General features: G+C 37.2%; 17 protein-coding genes and 1 other RNA gene. 9 read left to right on the plus strand and 9 right to left on the minus strand.

Annotated features, from left to right (window positions below; genetic code table 11):
- Positions 1-16: 16 nt before the first annotated feature.
- The 3 genes from RM539_RS05280 to smpB form a co-directional block, all read right to left on the minus strand.
- Positions 17-2,485, minus strand: coding sequence for a DUF5686 and carboxypeptidase regulatory-like domain-containing protein (locus RM539_RS05280; RefSeq protein WP_311502388.1), 2,469 nt, complete (start codon positions 2,483-2,485; stop codon positions 17-19).
- A 124-nt stretch (positions 2,486-2,609) separates the two neighbouring features.
- Positions 2,610-3,179, minus strand: coding sequence for a hypothetical protein (locus RM539_RS05285; RefSeq protein WP_311502389.1), 570 nt, complete (start codon positions 3,177-3,179; stop codon positions 2,610-2,612).
- 301 nt (positions 3,180-3,480) lie between these two features.
- On the minus strand, positions 3,481-3,945 hold the full coding sequence (gene smpB, locus RM539_RS05290) for an SsrA-binding protein SmpB (protein WP_311502390.1): 465 nt from the start codon (positions 3,943-3,945) through the stop codon (positions 3,481-3,483).
- A 146-nt stretch (positions 3,946-4,091) separates the two neighbouring features.
- Here smpB and RM539_RS05295 point away from each other — a divergent pair, with 146 nt between their 5' ends.
- On the plus strand, positions 4,092-4,841 hold the full coding sequence (locus tag RM539_RS05295) for a DUF6503 family protein (protein WP_311502391.1): 750 nt from the start codon (positions 4,092-4,094) through the stop codon (positions 4,839-4,841).
- 3 nt (positions 4,842-4,844) lie between these two features.
- Here RM539_RS05295 and RM539_RS05300 read toward each other — a convergent pair whose 3' ends face one another.
- Together RM539_RS05300 and RM539_RS05305 are read right to left on the minus strand one after the other, a co-directional pair.
- On the minus strand, positions 4,845-5,390 hold the full coding sequence (locus RM539_RS05300; protein ID WP_311502392.1) for a SixA phosphatase family protein: 546 nt from the start codon (positions 5,388-5,390) through the stop codon (positions 4,845-4,847).
- Between the two features lie 71 nt (positions 5,391-5,461).
- Positions 5,462-6,553, minus strand: a complete 1,092-nt coding sequence (locus tag RM539_RS05305) for an esterase-like activity of phytase family protein (protein WP_311502393.1) — start codon at positions 6,551-6,553, stop codon at positions 5,462-5,464.
- 116 nt (positions 6,554-6,669) lie between these two features.
- On the opposite strand from RM539_RS05305, the gene RM539_RS05310 reads away from it, so the two are divergent.
- The 3 genes from RM539_RS05310 to RM539_RS05320 all read left to right on the plus strand — a co-directional run bounded on the left by RM539_RS05310 (position 6,670) and on the right by RM539_RS05320 (position 8,075).
- Complete coding sequence (locus RM539_RS05310; protein ID WP_311502394.1) at positions 6,670-6,855, plus strand: CsbD family protein; 186 nt, start codon at positions 6,670-6,672, stop codon at positions 6,853-6,855.
- A gap of 94 nt (positions 6,856-6,949) precedes the next feature.
- Entirely contained in the window at positions 6,950-7,552 is a 603-nt protein-coding gene (locus RM539_RS05315; RefSeq protein WP_311502395.1) for a hypothetical protein, read from the plus strand.
- 7 nt (positions 7,553-7,559) lie between these two features.
- Positions 7,560-8,075, plus strand: coding sequence for a PRC-barrel domain-containing protein (locus RM539_RS05320; RefSeq protein WP_311502396.1), 516 nt, complete (start codon positions 7,560-7,562; stop codon positions 8,073-8,075).
- A 74-nt stretch (positions 8,076-8,149) separates the two neighbouring features.
- On the opposite strand, the gene clpB is transcribed toward RM539_RS05320, so the two are convergent.
- On the minus strand, positions 8,150-10,756 hold the full coding sequence (gene clpB / locus RM539_RS05325) for an ATP-dependent chaperone ClpB (RefSeq protein ID WP_311502397.1): 2,607 nt from the start codon (positions 10,754-10,756) through the stop codon (positions 8,150-8,152).
- A gap of 177 nt (positions 10,757-10,933) precedes the next feature.
- Here clpB and ytxJ point away from each other — a divergent pair, with 177 nt between their 5' ends.
- Together ytxJ and RM539_RS05335 are read left to right on the plus strand one after the other, a co-directional pair.
- Positions 10,934-11,329 carry a bacillithiol system redox-active protein YtxJ gene (gene ytxJ, locus RM539_RS05330; protein ID WP_311502398.1) on the plus strand — a complete coding sequence of 132 codons (396 nt, stop codon included), beginning with the start codon at positions 10,934-10,936 and terminating at the stop codon, positions 11,327-11,329.
- A 104-nt stretch (positions 11,330-11,433) separates the two neighbouring features.
- The gene (locus RM539_RS05335) at positions 11,434-11,643 is read left to right on the plus strand and encodes a hypothetical protein (RefSeq protein WP_311502399.1); all 210 of its coding nucleotides are present in this window, start codon (positions 11,434-11,436) and stop codon (positions 11,641-11,643) included.
- 63 nt (positions 11,644-11,706) lie between these two features.
- On the opposite strand, the gene fahA is transcribed toward RM539_RS05335, so the two are convergent.
- Entirely contained in the window at positions 11,707-12,996 is a 1,290-nt protein-coding gene (gene fahA, locus RM539_RS05340; RefSeq protein ID WP_311502400.1) for a fumarylacetoacetase, read from the minus strand.
- Positions 12,997-13,106: 110 nt separating this feature from the next.
- Here fahA and glyA point away from each other — a divergent pair, with 110 nt between their 5' ends.
- On the plus strand, positions 13,107-14,381 hold the full coding sequence (glyA, locus tag RM539_RS05345) for a serine hydroxymethyltransferase (RefSeq protein ID WP_311502401.1): 1,275 nt from the start codon (positions 13,107-13,109) through the stop codon (positions 14,379-14,381).
- A 121-nt stretch (positions 14,382-14,502) separates the two neighbouring features.
- Here the strand turns inward: glyA and RM539_RS05350 are convergent, their stop codons facing one another.
- Both RM539_RS05350 and RM539_RS05355 read right to left on the minus strand, forming a co-directional pair.
- Positions 14,503-14,907, minus strand: coding sequence for an acyl-CoA thioesterase (locus RM539_RS05350; protein ID WP_311502402.1), 405 nt, complete (start codon positions 14,905-14,907; stop codon positions 14,503-14,505).
- Complete coding sequence (locus RM539_RS05355; protein WP_311502403.1) at positions 14,907-15,962, minus strand: glutaminyl-peptide cyclotransferase; 1,056 nt, start codon at positions 15,960-15,962, stop codon at positions 14,907-14,909. The genes RM539_RS05350 and RM539_RS05355 overlap by 1 nt, the downstream gene beginning before the upstream one ends.
- Positions 15,963-16,049: 87 nt before the next feature.
- Here RM539_RS05355 and ffs point away from each other — a divergent pair.
- Positions 16,050-16,148, plus strand: an RNA gene (gene ffs / locus RM539_RS05360) — signal recognition particle sRNA small type.
- Between the two features lie 43 nt (positions 16,149-16,191).
- A complete protein-coding gene (locus RM539_RS05365; RefSeq protein ID WP_311502404.1) occupies positions 16,192-17,013 on the plus strand; it encodes an SDR family oxidoreductase in 822 nt (273 codons plus the stop codon).
- Positions 17,014-17,076 lie beyond the last annotated feature (63 nt).

Consider the following 17,076-nt stretch of genomic DNA (forward strand, 5'->3'; position numbering starts at 1 on the left):
TTTGCCCGGCTCTTTTTTAAAATTTTAAGCCAAAGATAAAAGCACCGTCTCTATTTCCATCCTGATTTGAAATTACATAATCCAGCCTCAAAAAACGGTATTTTCCAAACCCGAGATTATCAATTCCTATAGAATATTCTGAATACGGTTTATTTTCCTGGGTATATAGTGCGTGTGTTCCCAGGATCAGATTGTAGTTTAGTTTATTAAGAAAAGGAATTTTACCCAGTATCCAGCCCTGAAAATTATGTTCTATATGCCCTTCAGCATAAGTATCATTAGTGCTCAGAGCGTAGTAAGGGAGCAGATTGAAATTATTTAAATAACTCCCGAAACCAATCCTGCTTTGGTTGCCATAAAAGTGCTGATAATCTACCAAAGAGATTCCATCTGCATTTAGAAAAGTTCCTCCATGTAGATTATAACCGAAATTTCCTTTATTTCCAAGATTAACCTCCTGGCTAAGCATTAGTTTAAACTGGTCAAAATTGTAGTTTTTGACATCTGATGCGAAACCTCTTTCATAACCAAAAATCAGTTTGGGATATTTCTCGTTTTCGATAATAAATTTTCTGTCGGGATAACTCATATATTTCTGGCCGAAGTTAATTTGGCCCAGAAGCTGAAACTTGATAATATCATGTTGCTGAAATGGAAGAGAACCAAAATCTTCAGACTGTAATGGATTATTGGAGGTATAGCTTACATCATCATTATCTATAAAGACGTGGTTGGTATGGTTGGTTAACGGTTGCCGATTCTCGTAGGCAAGATTTCCGGAAAGGGTAAAACCATTTAATAATTCCTGGCGATAATTAACTTCTGCAAAATTTCTCTCATATAATTTAAGGTAATTGCGTTCAAAAAATATAGTGGTAAAATCATTTATGCGCCTGGAAATAGGCTGACGGTTATTAATTTGCGTCGCTTCCACGCCTCCGGAAATCCTGAGCTTTGCCTGGTTAAAATCATTAAATTTTTGCTCAAAACCACCTTTTACCCTTAGCCTTTCGTCAGCCAGACCATAATTTATTTCGGAGAAAAACTCCCAATATTTAGAATTGTAAATATCAGATTGATTTTGCCTGTAGGTGAGGTCTACCGCCGTATTCCATCCCTGCACAGTATTAAAATGTGTTCCGAATAGGGGTGAACTGATGCGAAAATTACTTTTTTCATATGTATTGCTGTAAGTATATCCCATCAAAAGGTTGGTAATTTGAAATTTGTTGTTACGATCGTCTATGGAATCCAGATATTTTTTAGAGGAACGTTTTTTCTGGATGCTGTCTTTCCTGGTATAATCGTTAACCTCTTCGCCGGTTAAAGGAACAGGACGCAATTTTTCCCAAAAGGTGGAATCTTTTTTATTTGCGGCTTTGGCAAAAGTGAGGATTTCCGGAGTAAAAGTTTTCCTGTCAAAATCCGGGTTAAAATCATAATTGCTGTACACTGCGGTAAATAATCCGTTTCCTGAAATGCCAAACATAGAGAACCTGAATTCAACGGTCTGGGAAATCTGAATGTAAAAGCCATTTTTTTCAGAATACTTATAGGTTTGCTTAAAAAGGAGTTTTTCAATTGGCTGTACCTGGATAGCCTGCCCTGTAACTTCCAGTTCCACACCATAAATCTGCCACAGATCTTCAACAATATAGATGTAACCTGAAAATATCCTGTCCTTAGGTCTTTTAGGAGTAACTTTAATTTTGTTGATTAAACGGCCATTATCGTCATAGAATGTTCCGGTAAGTTTATAATTGTAATAATTAAAGGCATAATCTGCAATTGGAGAAACAATTTCGCTGTTAATCTCGATAGTATTATTATAGAATGAATAGTAAGCTTCCTGAGCGGAGTTCAGGCTGAAACCATTATCGTTACCACTTACTTTAGAAGCGATTATTCTTTCCTTAAAATCGTCTGGTTTTCTATATGAAATTTCTGAAACAGTTTCGCTCAAATATACAATTCCACTGCGTGTAGAATCCAGGGCACCACCAAGATCGCCAACTTCCTGTCCTAATATTTTTTCAGGTGCATTTTCTATTTTCCATAAACCGCGTGAATAGAAATCGGCCGTATATTGCTCAACTTTTGCAGCATTGGCTTCCCGCGTTGCAATAGCTTTCCTAATAATGATATTTGCAGGATTTTCACTGGAATTTATAGTCACCTCATTCAGGCTGGTAGTTTCCTCAACCAGTTGAACGTCCAGTTCGTAAGGGAATTCCTTAATGGTTATTTCTTTCCGCAGACTCTTATATCCTAAATACCGAAAGACCAGATTATAGGTGCCTGGGGTGGTGATTTTTAATGAATAAAAGCCATTTTCGTTGGAAGTAGTGCCAAAATTACCGTCTTCTGTATAAATATTTACGTAAGGAAGAGATTTTGTTGTGGTGTCGGTCACTTTTCCCGTAAGTTGAGCTAAAACTGAATTACAAAAGAGAAATAGGGATAGTAGTAAAAATTGCCTGTACATATTAGAGTTTGAGAAAGGCAAAATAGTAAATTTTTACCGATGCTGTACATGAAGGAATTCATCTATGAATGGCAAAGCCATAATTAATATAGTCATTCCGCATTAATGCTGTAGAATTTTTTATCTAAAATTCTAAAGAAAAAGAAGTATTAAATCGGGTTTGGGGTCCGGTCTGGTTTAATGTTTTATCCAAAGCAGTTCTGGTGCCTACATCTATTTGGAACTTGTTAAAATTGCCTTTTATGCCTGCTCCAAGTTCGGTATTTAGAAAAAAAGGATCCAGGGAATAGGAATTCATGGAATTACCATTAATCGATCTGGAAAAATACCTGCCGAAAGCATATAAAGAAAAAGTTGAATTCAGGTAATATTCAAAAAAGGCATCTATGCCAACTTGTATATCCGGCTCCAAATTATTACGAAATGATTTTTGGGTAGCCAGTCCTGCACCTATTTGGAAATGAAAATCATCATATTTATAATCGACATAATTTCGAAAATACATGTTGTATCCAAATGATGAATTGTAGTCTGAAATAGTATTTTGGTTTAAAGAAAACCGTTCTAAAACTGGGAGGTCAGATTGCTTTTCTTCCTGTGGGTTGGTGGAGGAGGTTTGAATAAGATCTTTCTCACTTTGTGCCTGAAGAGAAACACCAATAAAAAGCAGTAAAGTTAAAAAGTGGTTTTTCAAAATGCGTTCATTAGATTAATTTCTGCGAAAAAATATCTGTTCTAAAGATTAGAATATACATTAAATAAATACAAACAATTTGATTTCGAATAATTTAGGATTAAATGTAAGCAAAATCGATTATTAAAGGAAAATTACTGTAAGTATTAGCGATCATCGGATGTGGATGCATCCAAAACATAGATGTAGTTCTTTTTGACTAAAATTAAATGCCCGTTCACAGAGAACTTCTGTTTTTTGAAATGATATACTTTACCGTATTAAAATTAAAAACGCCAGAAGATTATTAAAACTACCTGATTTAAGAGTTGAATTCATTTTTAATTCGGTCCAGTTTTCTCTTACTTTCACGGCTTTTAATAGTTTCCCGCTTATCATATAGTTTTTTACCCTTGGCCAGAGTAATTTGAAGTTTTGCCAGCCCACGATTGTTAATAAACAATCGCAATGGAATAATGGTTAATCCGGAATTTTTTACTTCTTTTTCCAGTTTGCGCAATTCCCTCCTTTGTAAAAGGAGTTTTCTTTCGCTCTTGGGGTTATGGTTAAAATGCGTGGCATGGGAATACTCTTCAACATGCATATTAATCACAAAGAGTTCGTGATTCTGAAATTCGCAGAAGCTTTCGGCAATAGATGCTTTACCCTGTCGAATAGCTTTAATCTCGGTACCTGCAAGTTTTATTCCTGCCACATACTTATCGAGAAATTCATACTCGAACTTCGCCTTTCGGTTTTTTATGTTGATGGTATTGGTATTCTTCATAGACCTACAAAAATAGTAAGCTTTATTCAGAATTGTGTATAATGTTTCTTTAAAATTAGATTACCGCCATATTCTATGGTTTAGCTATGTTACAGGAAATTTTATAGTAGTAAAATCTTATCTTTGCAGCATATTAAAGTTAGCTCATGAAGAATTTTATTTTCATCATCTCGATGTTGTTAATGTTGTGGAGTTGTAATAATTCTGCGGAAGATCCTAAGGCGGAGGAGATTGTAGATAAAGCTATTGAAATTGCAGGTGGGGAAAATTACGAAAGAGCCGGTATAAAATTTAATTTCAGGAATAAATCTTATAAAAGCACCCGTAATAACGGGGAATTTCAACTGGAGCGAATAGTAGTGGATTCTTTGGGTGCTGAAATACGGGATGTGCTTTCCAATCAAGGCCTGAAAAGATTCAGAAATGATTCTGCTGTTATGGTTGCAGACTCACTAATAAATTCAATCAGCAACAGCGTGAATTCAGTGCACTATTTTGTACAATTGCCTTTTGGGCTTAATGCTCCGGCAGCTAATAAAACCCTTGTGGGCCACGATACCATAAACAATGAAGGTTATTACGAAATTAAAGTTGTTTTTGAGGCTGATGGTGGAGGTATAGATCATGAGGATGAATATTTATACTGGATTAACGACGATACATTTACCGTAGACTATCTTGCCTATAATTTTGAAGTAAACGGCGGCGGTGTACGATTCCGGAAGGCTATTAATCCCAGAGTGATCAATGGAATTCGCTTTGTGGATTATGAAAATTTTAAATACGACGATGCAAATGTAGAGCTAAAAAAACTTGATAGCCTTTATACCGCCGGGGAACTTAGCCTGGTTTCAAAGATTTTCACTGAAGATATCGAGGTAAAACTCGCAGATTAGCTTTTAATTTATGTAGAGCACCTGCGAATTCCTGTTGCCCTGTTCATCTATAGTTACAATAAAAAGTGCTCCATTTTCATCATCAGGTAAATTCTCATATTTCTTTTTCCCAAGAATAGCATTTGCAAGTTGGGGCGTGGTATTAACATGCCCTACCACAAGTACCTTTTTCCCTCTTGTTTTTTTCTGAAAGTCTTCATCAAATAAACTGTTGTGATCATACAGGTTAATCTTCAGGTTTTGTGCTTTTGCCAGATCTTTTGCGGTCTCCCGGGTTCTCGTAAAATCTGTGCTGTAAATCATATCTAAAGGCACATCGGTTAAGACTTTAGCCCATTTTTGCGCCCTGGCTTTTCCTTCTCTATTTAGAGGTGGATTATCATTGGCGGGATTGCTTCGATCTTTTTCCGCATGACGAATAAGATAATAGGTAGTACCTTGATGAGACTGGGACAATGCTTTTTCAACAGCAAGATTTTCTTCGGCATGAGTATTCATATTAATAATATTAGTAAAGAGGAACAAACTGAGAATAATAAAATTTTTCATGGTTTTGAAGGTTTTTAAACTTTTCCAAGGTATGTTCGGGAACTTATTTAATGGTTTAATAAAAATAGAATTTACTGAAGAAATTTTATCTCCAGAAGAATAATCTGGGTTATTTGTTTACCCATACTGTTAAAGTTATTATCTGAAATTAGTATCAGTGATTGATTGCCATTTGGCAGGGTGGGGCCAAAAGTCATTCCCTCAATATTATCTATAATTCCTTCCTGTAGTTTGTCTTTAATAGATTTGAAATTAAAAATCAGCTTTTTTTCAGCAAAACGGTAATCTGCTTTTCGCAATTGTTGAATATCCAGTGTATTTGTAGCATTGGCAGCATCTGCAGAAAAAATTTTCACGGTGTTTCCGTTGGTTCCACGGCCTGCAGAGAACGCACGTTCCAGAATCAGGAATTTCTCATTTTCATATTCCAGAATTTCAGTAATCCCATTCACAGCAAAATATAAAAATGGTATTTTGGAGATGCCGTCCAGCTTATAGGCGAATTGCTTTACCGCTTGAATTTCTTCTGAATTAAAATAGGTGATTCTGGCGGGAGATTTTGTAGGAAATAATTTGGGTTTTGGACCATCCTTTTCCAGCGGCAATTCTGTAGCTGCCCAATAGCCATTACCATCAATACTTTTGGCAAGACCTTCAAAAACGCCATTTGTTCGCGGCTTTTGCTCTCCTGAAGCCGAAAAATAATCCGGAAGCTCATAGGCATTAATAAAATCTCCATTTTTTGAAAATTTAAAGATCCCGGGATTTTTTTCATTAGCAATATGACCTTCGCTACTAATAACAACAGATTTCTCTCTAATATTGTAGCGTATTGATTCGGGATCAAGATATACATCTTTTAGAGCTCCGGATTCAGTGAGTTTTACTACCTTTTTTATAGCTACTGTATCAATTTTATACGTGTTCATCCTGATGTCTGCCACATAAAATCTTGGAGTGCCGGGATGGTCACAAATAAGATAATAGTTACCATCGCTGTAATCTATTCCTGAAAGGCCACCGACTTTCGTATCATCTATTTCAAGATTTTCGGGCAGCACAAAATCGTCTAAATATGTTATTTCAGCAATATTTGTACTTAGTTTAGTGGTGGTGGCACAGCTATAACAGATAAGAATGAGCACTAAGAGAATCCTTCGCATAAAGGTTTTTGCTGGTAAAAATAACGAATCATTAAGAGAATAATGTGATTTCATTGAGAGGAACAAATATTAAATTCTGCTAAATTTATTATGTTAACCAATAAATTGTATTAATTATGAATAATGATCAATTAGAAGGAAAGTGGAAACAGGTTAGGGGTAAATTCAAACAAAAATATGGAGATATTACCGACGATGACACAACTTATTCTGAAGGAAAGTTTGATGAAATGCTGGGGAGATTACAGGAAAAAACCGGCAAAAGTAAAGAAGAATTGAAAAAGGAAATAGACAAATTATGATTTTATCGTCATAATATAAAAAGCTGCTACTTGGGCAGCTTTTTTTGTTTAGATAAAAAGAAAATTTTTAACCAACCCTTTAAAATGTAAAATTATGGCAGAAATTGAAATCGAAAAAAAGAAACCTGTTTGGCCCTGGATTTTGCTGGCGGTATTAATTATCGCAGCGATTCTTTACTTCTTTGTCTTCTCAAATGAAGAGGAAGCCAACCCAACAGAAGAAATAACTACCGAACAGGTTACAGAAGAGGAGCCGAATAATATGCAGTCCAATAATACGGGTAATATTTCTGCTGTTGAAGAATACAGTAATTATATTGATGATCCCGATATGGGATTGGATCATGAATACGCTAATGGAGCTTTATTGGAGTTGATTACAGCTGTTCAGGCAACTGCAGATAATGCCAATGTTGATGTGGATGCAGATATTTCTGAAGCAAAATCCAAAGCCCAGGATATAACCGAAGACCCTTTAGAATTAACCCATGCCGATAAGATTAAGAACTCAGGTGAAATTATTGTAAGGGCCTTGCAGACTATTCAAACACAGGAATTTCCTGATCTTCAGGAAGAGTTTAATGAAGTGGAAACTGCTTTGGGGCAGATACAGCCGGGACAGGAAACACTAAATCAAAAAGACGCCGTAAAAGGATTTTTTGATAAAGCCGAAGAATTATTAATCTCAATGAAATAAGGATATTATGAAAAATGATAAAAAGCATTTGTTCTATTTAAACGAACTTTCAGATTATAAAGTAAAAAGTCATGATCCCGATGTACGTGGTTGGAAAATACACGACAAGGAAGATCGTGTTATAGGAAAGGTGGATAACCTGCTGGTAAATAAACAGGCCGAGAGAGTTGTTTATCTTGATGTTGAAGTAGATTCTTCTATAATAGAAGCCAATCATGACCCATACTCAGGCAAAGCCGGAAGTGGAGTGCATGAATTTATAAACAGGGAAGGAGAAAATCATCTGATTTTACCAATAGGACTGGTGAGTTTAGATGAAGACAATAAAGTAGTTCGGACTAATGAAATTGACCACAAAACTTTCGCTGAGACCAAGCGTATGGAACGTGGAAGAACGGTAGACCGGGGCTACGAAATTATGGTATTGGATTCTTACAACCGGGATGAAGAAGTTGAATATCCTGAAGACGAGAGCCTTTATGATCGTAGGGAGTATGACAGGAGTAATTATCGAAATTCTTAAGTTTTAAGGGAGAAATTCAAAAAAACCGGCTGATGATTTTCCAGCCGGTTTTCATTTTATATTTCCGCAAAAAATTAATCAGTCTCTGCCAAATGCTCCTGGTTTCGGAATACCAGGTTGTTATCAAATTCATCAAGTAAAATGATGCTGTCTGTATGAATTTTTCCGGCAAGTATTTCTTTGGAAAGTTTATTTAAAACTTCCCGTTGTACCACTCTTTTTACAGGCCTTGCACCAAACTGAGGATCAAATCCGCGTTTAGCGAGATATTTTATTGCCTCATTAGTTGCATCCAGTACAATATTTTGTTCAGAAAGCATCTTCTTAACTCCTCGCAGCTGGAAATCTACAATTTTGCTGATATCCATTTGATTTAATGGTGTAAACATTACAATATCATCAATCCTGTTTATAAACTCTGGCCTTACACTTTGTTTTAACAATCCTAAAACTTCAGTTTTGGCAGCTTCCATGGCAGTGTCCGGATCTTTTACCGTTTCAAATTTTTCCTGAATGATATGGCTGCCCATATTGGAAGTCATAATAATGATGGTATTTTTAAAATCGGCCAGGCGCCCTTTATTATCAGTAAGCCTTCCTTCATCCAATACCTGTAGCAAGGTATTAAAAGTATCAGGATGGGCTTTTTCTATCTCATCGAGCAAGACAACAGAATATGGTTTTCTTCGAACAGCTTCAGTTAGCTGGCCTCCTTCATCATAGCCAATATACCCGGGAGGTGCTCCTACCAACCTGCTAACAGAATGCCTTTCCTGATATTCACTCATATCTATCCTTGTCATGGCCGATTCATCATCGAACAGATACTCTGCCAGAGCTTTCGCCAGTTCGGTTTTACCAACCCCGGTGGTTCCCAGGAAAAGGAATGACCCAATAGGTCTTTTTTGATCCTGCAATCCAGCACGGCTTCGTCTTACTGCATCGCTCACCGCCTGAATGGCTTCTTCCTGGCCCACAACTCTTTTGTGCAACTCATCTTCCAGTTTTAATAGTTTTTCCCGTTCGCTTTGCAGCATTTTGGTAACAGGAATTCCTGTCCATTTAGCCACAATTTCAGCGATATCATCGTTTGTTACTTCTTCCTGAATTAGTGATTTCCCATCTTGCCTTTCAGCTACCTGCTGCTGAAGTTTCTCCAGTTTTTCCTGGGCTTCCTTAATTTTACCATAGCGAATTTCAGCAACTTTTCCATATTCACCTTCGCGCTCGGCCTTTTCAGCTTCCAGTTTGAAATTCTCTATGTCAGATTTGGTGTTCTGAATATTATCAACTAGTTCTTTTTCATTCTTCCATTGTGCATTTAATTCATTTCGTTCTTCCTTCAAATTTGCCAAATCTGATCGTAAGGTCTTCAGCTTTGTTTCATCTTTCTCACGCTTAATGGCCTCAATCTCGATCTCAAGTTGCATGATCCTGCGATCAAGCACATCAAGCTCTTCGGGCTTAGAATTTATCTCCATCCTTAGTTTTGAAGCTGCTTCATCTATAAGGTCAATAGCCTTATCAGGCAAAAACCGGTTGGTGATGTAGCGCTGTGAAAGTTCTACCGCGGCAATAATGGCTTCGTCTTTAATTCTTACTTTATGATGAGTCTCATACTTTTCCTTTATTCCGCGTAAGATAGAAATTGCACTTTCCACATCTGGTTCTTCAACGGTAACTTTCTGGAAGCGGCGCTCCAGGGCTTTATCTTTTTCAAAATATTTTTGATACTCATCTAAAGTAGTTGCCCCAATAGCGCGAAGTTCTCCCCGGGCGAGTGCGGGTTTTAATATATTGGCCGCGTCCATAGCCCCCTGGCCACCACCTGCACCCACAAGGGTGTGAATTTCATCAATAAAAAGAACAATATTACCGTCACTTCCTGTAACCTCCTTAATAACAGCTTTCAGGCGTTCTTCAAATTCCCCTTTAAATTTGGCCCCGGCAATAAGAGCACCCATGTCAAGGGAGTAAATTCTCTTATCTTTAAGATTTTCTGGCACATCACCATCTACAATACGGTGGGCTAGGCCTTCTGCGATAGCAGTTTTTCCGGTTCCGGGTTCACCTACCAACATGGGATTGTTCTTGGTTCTTCGGGATAATATTTGCAGGATTCGTCTAATTTCTTCATCCCGGCCAATTACCGGATCCAGCTTTCCTTCCTCTGCTAATTTATTCAGGTTATTCGCATATTTGTTGAGGGAGTTGTAGGTTTCCTCCGCGCTTTGGGAAGTAACCCTATCACCTTTACGAAGTTCGTCAATAGCTGTTTTCAAACCTTTCTCAGTTGCCCCCTGATCTTTCAGAATCTGCGCTACCTTACTTGAAGATTTAAAAATAGCCAGGATGAGATGCTCAAGCGAAACAAATTCATCGTTCATCTTCTTGGCAATTGAAGTGGCCTCATTCAACGTTTTACCTGCTTCCCGGGAAAGCATTATATCCCCGCCGCTCACCTTTGGAAAACTCTCCAGGGTATTCTCAAGAATTTGGTTAAACAGGTTTACATTTATGTTCAGTTTTTTTAGCAGAAACGGAGTTACATTTTCATCTACTGCAGTAATAGCTTTGAAAATATGTTCATTTTCAATCTGCTGATGGCCCATCTCCTGCGCAAGCTGTTGTGCCTGCTGGATAGCCTCCTGTGATTTTATTGTGAAATTATTGAAGTTCATCTTTTAGTTTTTTCTACTGAAATAACAATTTATGTACCTAATAGAATTAGCGACAACTTGGCATTAATTTAAGATTAAAATAGGACAATATGGCGTTTTTGTTAAGTTTGATCAAAAGTTCCGACTTAAATGCTCAGTTAAGTTATTAAGAATTATTTTTACAAAAAAGAGAGAATTATGGGATTATTTGATAAAGTCTTTAAAAGTGAGCGGGATGTTGCTAAAAAAGAAGTAGTACAAGTTCCATGGAATGATTTAACATCTGCAGAGCAGCTGGAAGAAATTGAAAGAGAATCTACAGAACGGCCGGTAGCAATTTTAAAACATTCAACCAGGTGCGGTATAAGTCGAATGGTGTTGAAGCAGTTTGAAGGGGATTATAAAGATGATTATGATAATGTAAAACTTTATTTCTTTGACTTACTTAAGCATCGGGATGTTTCTAATGAAATTGCTTCCCGTTTTAATGTACAGCATGAAAGTCCTCAATTAATCATTTTGCAGAATGGTAATGTGGTGCATCATTCTTCTCACCAAAGTATTCAGGTTGATAATTTAAATTCCTATGTTTAAGTGAATTTTATCTTTTCAAACCTTTAATGTTTCATGTTAAAAAATATTAATCCTATAGGTTACATTATAGATGATTTGTATTTTCATGTTGTAAATTAAAAGAAATGGATAAGGAAATTGATATTAAGGAACTGGAAAAGAGATGGGAAGTAATCAAAAATGCTGATAAAAATCGCTCTCAAAAAGAATTTCAGGATGCCACCCAGAAAAAAGAAGATCAGGAAATTGATCGTAATGACGATTCTGCAAAGGTAAAATCTGAAAGGGAAAGTGATTTCGATTTTCAGGATTTAAAGAAGAAGGATAAAAAATAAAATTTTTAAAAGCTGCCGTTTGGCAGCTTTTTTTATTCCAGATTTAGGTAAAAAATAGATTACCTATTTCTTTTTATGTTCGAAAACAGGAAGTAATTGTGTTCGTATTTCCCCAAAACCAATTCGGCGTTCTGCACTTTGACAGTAACCACGCATAATGACGGTATCATTATCTTCAATAAATTTGCGCTCACTACCGTCTTTCAGCTTAATGGGTTCTTTTCCGCTCCAGGTTAGTTCAAGCATGGACCCAAAGGAATTTTTATCAGGTCCGGAAATAGTTCCCGAAGCCATCATATCTCCTGAATTTACAGGGCAGCCGTTAACGGTATGATGTGCCAGCTGCTGACTCATATTCCAGTACAAATATTTAAAATTAGATCTTGTAATGGTGTTTTCTTCTCTTCCTTCGGGCTGCAGGGCAACTTCAAGATTAATATCAAAGCTTTTTTCTCCTTTATACTTTAGATAAGGCAGTAATTCCTTTTCCGGTTCCGGACTTTTTGTTCTAAAAGGTTCCAAAGCATCCATGGTTACAATCCATGGGGAAATAGAGGAGGCAAAGTTTTTTGCAAGGAAAGGTCCCAAAGGTGCGTATTCCCACTTTTGGATATCACGGGCGCTCCAGTCATTAAAAACAACCATTCCGAAAATATACTCTTCAGCTTCGTCTACAGGAATTGGTTCTCCCAACGGATTGGCATCGGTGGTGATAAAAGCCATTTCCAGTTCAAAATCTACCTTTTGTGAAGGTCCGAATACTGGAGCATCAGCTCCCGGTGGCATTGTTTGACCTTTAGGTCGGTGTACCGGTATTCCGCTAGGGATTATAGAAGAACTTCTTCCATGGTAACCTACAGGAATATGGAGCCAGTTTGGTAAAAGTGCATTATCGGGGTCACGGAACATGGTTCCCACATTGGTAGCGTGTTCTTTGCTGGAGTAAAAATCTGTATAATCTCCAACCTGAACCGGCATTTGCATTTCTATTTCATCTAAAGTAAAAAGAACAGTTGAACGGTGGTCTTTATTATTTTTTAAATCTGAATTTTTTTCATCAAAAATATCGGCAATACGATTTCTCACCAATCTCCAGGTTTTCTTACCGTCAGAGATAAAATCGTTAAGTGTGTCCTGTAAAAATATATCATCGGTAAGGGGAATGCCTTCAAAATATCCTAATTGGTGCAGTGCGCCCAGGTCTATGGCATAATCTCCTATTCTGGTCCCGATAGTAATAATGTCATCCCTTGTAAGAAAAACGCCAAAAGGGATATTCTGTATAGGAAAATCGGTATCCTCAGGAATATCAAGCCAGGTTTTTCGCCCCGGATCGTTAGCAGTAATTGACATATGATTTTTTAGTTTTTTGTTAAAATCTAATGTATTCAAATATATTATTTTCCACTAATTAACCGAATGTATTTGTTATTTTTGATGAATATTTAACGTAAAAAATAAAAATGCAACGAGACACAGAACTTTTTAATCTAGTACAACAGGAAAAAGAACGTCAATTAAATGGTTTAGAGCTTATTGCCAGTGAAAATTTTGTAAGTGAACAGGTGCTGGAAGCAGCAGGATCTGTACTTACAAATAAGTATGCGGAAGGTTATCCTGGTAAGAGATATTATGGAGGGTGTGAAGTGGTAGATAAGGTGGAGCAACTTGCCATAGATCGTCTAAAAGAACTTTTTAATGCAGAGTATGCCAATGTGCAACCGCATTCAGGTTCTCAGGCCAATACCGCTGTTTTTGCCACCTGCATGAAACCCGGTGATAAATTTTTAGGGTTTGATCTTTCACATGGCGGTCACTTAACACATGGTTCTCCTGTTAATTTCTCTGGAAGGCTTTACAATCCGGTTTTTTATGGAGTAGACAGGGAAACTGGCCTCATTGATTATGATAAGGTCGCTGAAATTGCTGAAAAAGAGAAGCCTAAGATGATTATTGCAGGTGCTTCGGCATATTCCAGAGAAATAGATTATAAAAGATTCAGGGAAATTGCCGACAGTGTGGGGGCTATTCTTTTTGCTGATATTGCGCATCCTGCCGGTCTTATTGCCAAAGGACTTTTAAGCGATCCTATTCCACATTGCCATATAGTTACATCCACCACTCATAAAACCCTGCGCGGTCCAAGAGGTGGAATTATTATTATGGGTAAAGATTTTGATAATCCTTTCGGGGAAAAGCTGAAGAACGGAAAGCCAAAGAAAATGTCAGCTATGCTTAATAGCGGAATTTTCCCCGGTAATCAGGGTGGTCCCCTGGAACATATTATTGCTGCAAAAGCCGTGGCCTTTGGAGAAGCACTTACAGATGATTTTCTTCATTATGCGGTAAAGGTTAAGAAAAATGCTGCCAAATTAGCCGAAGCTTTTGTTTCAAAAGATTATCAGGTAATTTCCGGCGGAACAGACAATCACATGATGCTTATTGATCTTCGGAATAAAGATGTAAGCGGGAAAGAGGCTGAAGAAGCACTTGTAAAAGCCGATATTACGGTAAATAAGAATATGGTACCGTTTGATGATAAATCACCTTTTGTGACTTCAGGAATAAGAATTGGTACCGCTGCCGTTACTACCCGCGGACTGATAGAAGAGGATATGCCGAAAATTGTGGAATTGATAGATAAAGTTATTTCTAATATTAATGATGAGGCAGAATTAGGAAAAGTGAAAACGGAAGTGAACTCTCTAATGCACGGAAGGCCGCTTTTTAAAGTTTAAAATTTCAGCCTGAAAAATATTTGGAAAGAAAGCAAGCCATGAATTTATGAACTGGATATCATAAATTCATGGCTTTTCTATTCTGATAATTTATCTCCGGAGGCAATAAGCCTAATACTGTTTATTCCAGGAAAACCTGTTTTAGCTCTTCGGAGATTTTAGCTATTTTCTTTGTTTCCTGGCTCATAAGACACCAGGTGGTTTTAGCTTCTACAAGGATTTTACCGGTTTTAGCATTTTTAATGTTAACATACCTTAAAGAGGTGACATGGGTAGCCTTTCCAACATAAGTTTGCAGGATTAATTCTTCACCTAAAAATGCCTGTTGCTTGTACCGAATGGAATGTTCAACCACCACCCAGAAAAAATTCTCCTGTTGCGCGGGAGTAGCTCTGGAAAACCAGTGAGCTTTAGCAATATCCTGCACCCATTGTACATACTGCACATTATTTACATGCTGTTGATCATCCAGGTGCTCAGGCAGTACTATTATTCTTTGCTCAAATACATCAGGATTGTTTTTCATTACTTTTCTACAATTTCAACTTCAAAGATTTTATCCCAGTTTTTACCGGTTACATAAAGTTTATTGGTTTCAGAATTGTAAGCGATTCCATTAAGAACATCAAGCTTGTCGTGCTGGGTTACTTTTTCACGCAATCCACGAAAATCTATTACGCCTTCAATAATTCCATTTTCCGGATTAATGATGGCTACCCCGTCTTTTTGGTAAGTATTTGCATAAATTTTCCCATTCACCCATTCCAGTTCATTTAATCTAGAAGAGAGACCCATATGGTGTGCCGGTTGAATGTAAGTTTCTTCAGCCAGGGTATCAGGGTCTAAAATCCAGATTTTTTCAGTACCATCACTTTTATACAGTTTCTCGCCGTCATTACAGAGTCCCCATCCTTCTTTACTTTCATTATAGGCAAAAGTGCCGGTTTTTTCGAAATCATCCAGATTGTAAACCAATCCCTCTCCTTCGCGCCAGGTGAGCTGATATATTTTATCGTTCAGGATAGTAAGGCCTTCCCCAAAATATTGATCGTCTAAAGAGATTTGGTCCAGCACCTCCCCGGTTTCCAGATCTAATTTTCTTAAACTGGAACTTCCATACTGGCCGGTACTTTCATAGAGAGTACCATTGTGAAATTCTAATCCCTGGGTATATGCATTCTGATCGTGTGGGTATGTATTTACAATATTATAGGTATAGGATACTGGAGCTTTATTACTTAGTACTTTAATTGTTTTGGTCACTTCCTGTTCTTCACCTTCAGTATAGATGATAGCCCTTATTTGCTGATTTCCCACTTTGTATTCTTCCAGGCTAAAACTTATACCTCCCTCATCATCTTCTGCGGAAAATTGTTTGTCTTCAAAATAGAAGGAAACCGAATCTATTTGTTTATTTTTTGAGTTTTTTACTGATACCTGAACTTCTTCTCCCAATTTAAATTCAGCTTTATTTTTAGAAGTAACCAGGGAAAAACCTGAAGTATTTTTATCGGAATTACTTCCGCAGGAAAAAACTAAAAATGATAAGATAAAGAGCGTCAGTATTTTAATATTTTTCATTTCTAAATGCTGTAAAATAATGCTCTAAATTAACCATTTCTACTGAAAAAAGGCTTGTCAGAATACTTAAAGATTGTATATTTGCATCGGCAAGTCCCACACAACCAGCTCCTGCTGAATCCCCCAGGGCGGGAACGCAGCAAGGGTAGGCGGTCGTAGCGGTGTGATGTGGGTCGCTTGCCATTTTTTGTTTCCGCTATTTTCAATTTTTATCGCATCTTTGTGACTTATGAAAACAGATGCTCTTCCTAAAAAAGTAGTACTCATTACCGGCGGATCTTCAGGGATTGGAAAATCTATAGCTGAATACCTTCAGAAAAAAAATTATATGGTTTATGGCACCAGCCGGAATCCTGAAAAATTTACAGATAATTCTGTTCCTCTGGTAGCCTTGGATGTTACCGATAAGGAAACTATTGGTGTAGCCTTAAGTGAGGTGCTGCAGAAAGAAGGCAGAATTGATATTCTTATAAATAATGCAGGAGTGGGAATTACAGGGCCACTGGAGGAAACTCCTGAAGATGAAATAAAAAAGGCTTTTGAAACAAATTATTTTGGTCCTTTAAATCTTATAAAAGCGGTGTTGCCCCAAATGAGAAAACAGAAGGGCGGGCTTATTATCAATATTACCTCTATTGCTGGTTATATGGGTTTACCATATCGCGGAATTTATTCGGCTACCAAAGGTGCGCTGGAAATTACCACTGAAGCTTTTCGAATGGAGCTTAAGGATTTTAATATCCAAATGACCAATGTTGCTCCCGGTGATTTTGCCACAAATATTGCGGCGGGAAGGTATCATGCTCCGGTTAGGGAAGAGAGCCCTTATAACAAGCCTTATAGTGTTACTTTGAAGGTAATGAACGATCATGTTGATGCCGGTAAGGATCCCGAATTAATGGCAAAAGCTGTTTATAAGATAATCAGGACTAAAAATCCAAAAGGGCATTATAGAGTAGGGGAGCAACTTCAAAAATTATCTATAGGATTAAAAAGGATTTTACCTGATAAAGTTTATGAGAAGATGCTTTTAAAATTTTATAAATTGTAAATTTGTGGGATTCACGTTTTTCTCAATCTTTTGAAAAATAGCGAACTAAAACTAATACCAATT

It is taken from the genome of Autumnicola musiva (assembly GCF_031846585.1).
In the GTDB taxonomy this organism is placed as follows: Bacteria; Bacteroidota; Bacteroidia; order Flavobacteriales; family Flavobacteriaceae; genus Autumnicola; species Autumnicola musiva.

Excerpts from the sequence above, each read along its gene's own strand:
- ytxJ (WP_311502398.1), top strand. The coding sequence starts at position 10,934 with ATGGGATTATTTGATAAAGTCTTTAAAAGTGAGCGGGATGTTGCTAAA.
- glyA (WP_311502401.1), top strand. The coding sequence starts at position 13,107 with ATGCAACGAGACACAGAACTTTTTAATCTAGTACAACAGGAAAAAGAA.
- RM539_RS05295 (WP_311502391.1), top strand. The coding sequence starts at position 4,092 with ATGAAGAATTTTATTTTCATCATCTCGATGTTGTTAATGTTGTGGAGT.
- RM539_RS05355 (WP_311502403.1), bottom strand. The coding sequence starts at position 15,962 with ATGAAAAATATTAAAATACTGACGCTCTTTATCTTATCATTTTTAGTT.
- clpB (WP_311502397.1), bottom strand. The coding sequence starts at position 10,756 with ATGAACTTCAATAATTTCACAATAAAATCACAGGAGGCTATCCAGCAG.
- RM539_RS05310 (WP_311502394.1), top strand. The coding sequence starts at position 6,670 with ATGAATAATGATCAATTAGAAGGAAAGTGGAAACAGGTTAGGGGTAAA.
- RM539_RS05365 (WP_311502404.1), top strand. The coding sequence starts at position 16,192 with ATGAAAACAGATGCTCTTCCTAAAAAAGTAGTACTCATTACCGGCGGA.
- RM539_RS05350 (WP_311502402.1), bottom strand. The coding sequence starts at position 14,907 with ATGAAAAACAATCCTGATGTATTTGAGCAAAGAATAATAGTACTGCCT.
- fahA (WP_311502400.1), bottom strand. The coding sequence starts at position 12,996 with ATGTCAATTACTGCTAACGATCCGGGGCGAAAAACCTGGCTTGATATT.
- RM539_RS05320 (WP_311502396.1), top strand. The coding sequence starts at position 7,560 with ATGAAAAATGATAAAAAGCATTTGTTCTATTTAAACGAACTTTCAGAT.
- RM539_RS05335 (WP_311502399.1), top strand. The coding sequence starts at position 11,434 with ATGGATAAGGAAATTGATATTAAGGAACTGGAAAAGAGATGGGAAGTA.
- RM539_RS05280 (WP_311502388.1), bottom strand. The coding sequence starts at position 2,485 with ATGTACAGGCAATTTTTACTACTATCCCTATTTCTCTTTTGTAATTCA.
- RM539_RS05305 (WP_311502393.1), bottom strand. The coding sequence starts at position 6,553 with ATGCGAAGGATTCTCTTAGTGCTCATTCTTATCTGTTATAGCTGTGCC.
- smpB (WP_311502390.1), bottom strand. The coding sequence starts at position 3,945 with ATGAAGAATACCAATACCATCAACATAAAAAACCGAAAGGCGAAGTTC.
- RM539_RS05315 (WP_311502395.1), top strand. The coding sequence starts at position 6,950 with ATGGCAGAAATTGAAATCGAAAAAAAGAAACCTGTTTGGCCCTGGATT.
- RM539_RS05300 (WP_311502392.1), bottom strand. The coding sequence starts at position 5,390 with ATGAAAAATTTTATTATTCTCAGTTTGTTCCTCTTTACTAATATTATT.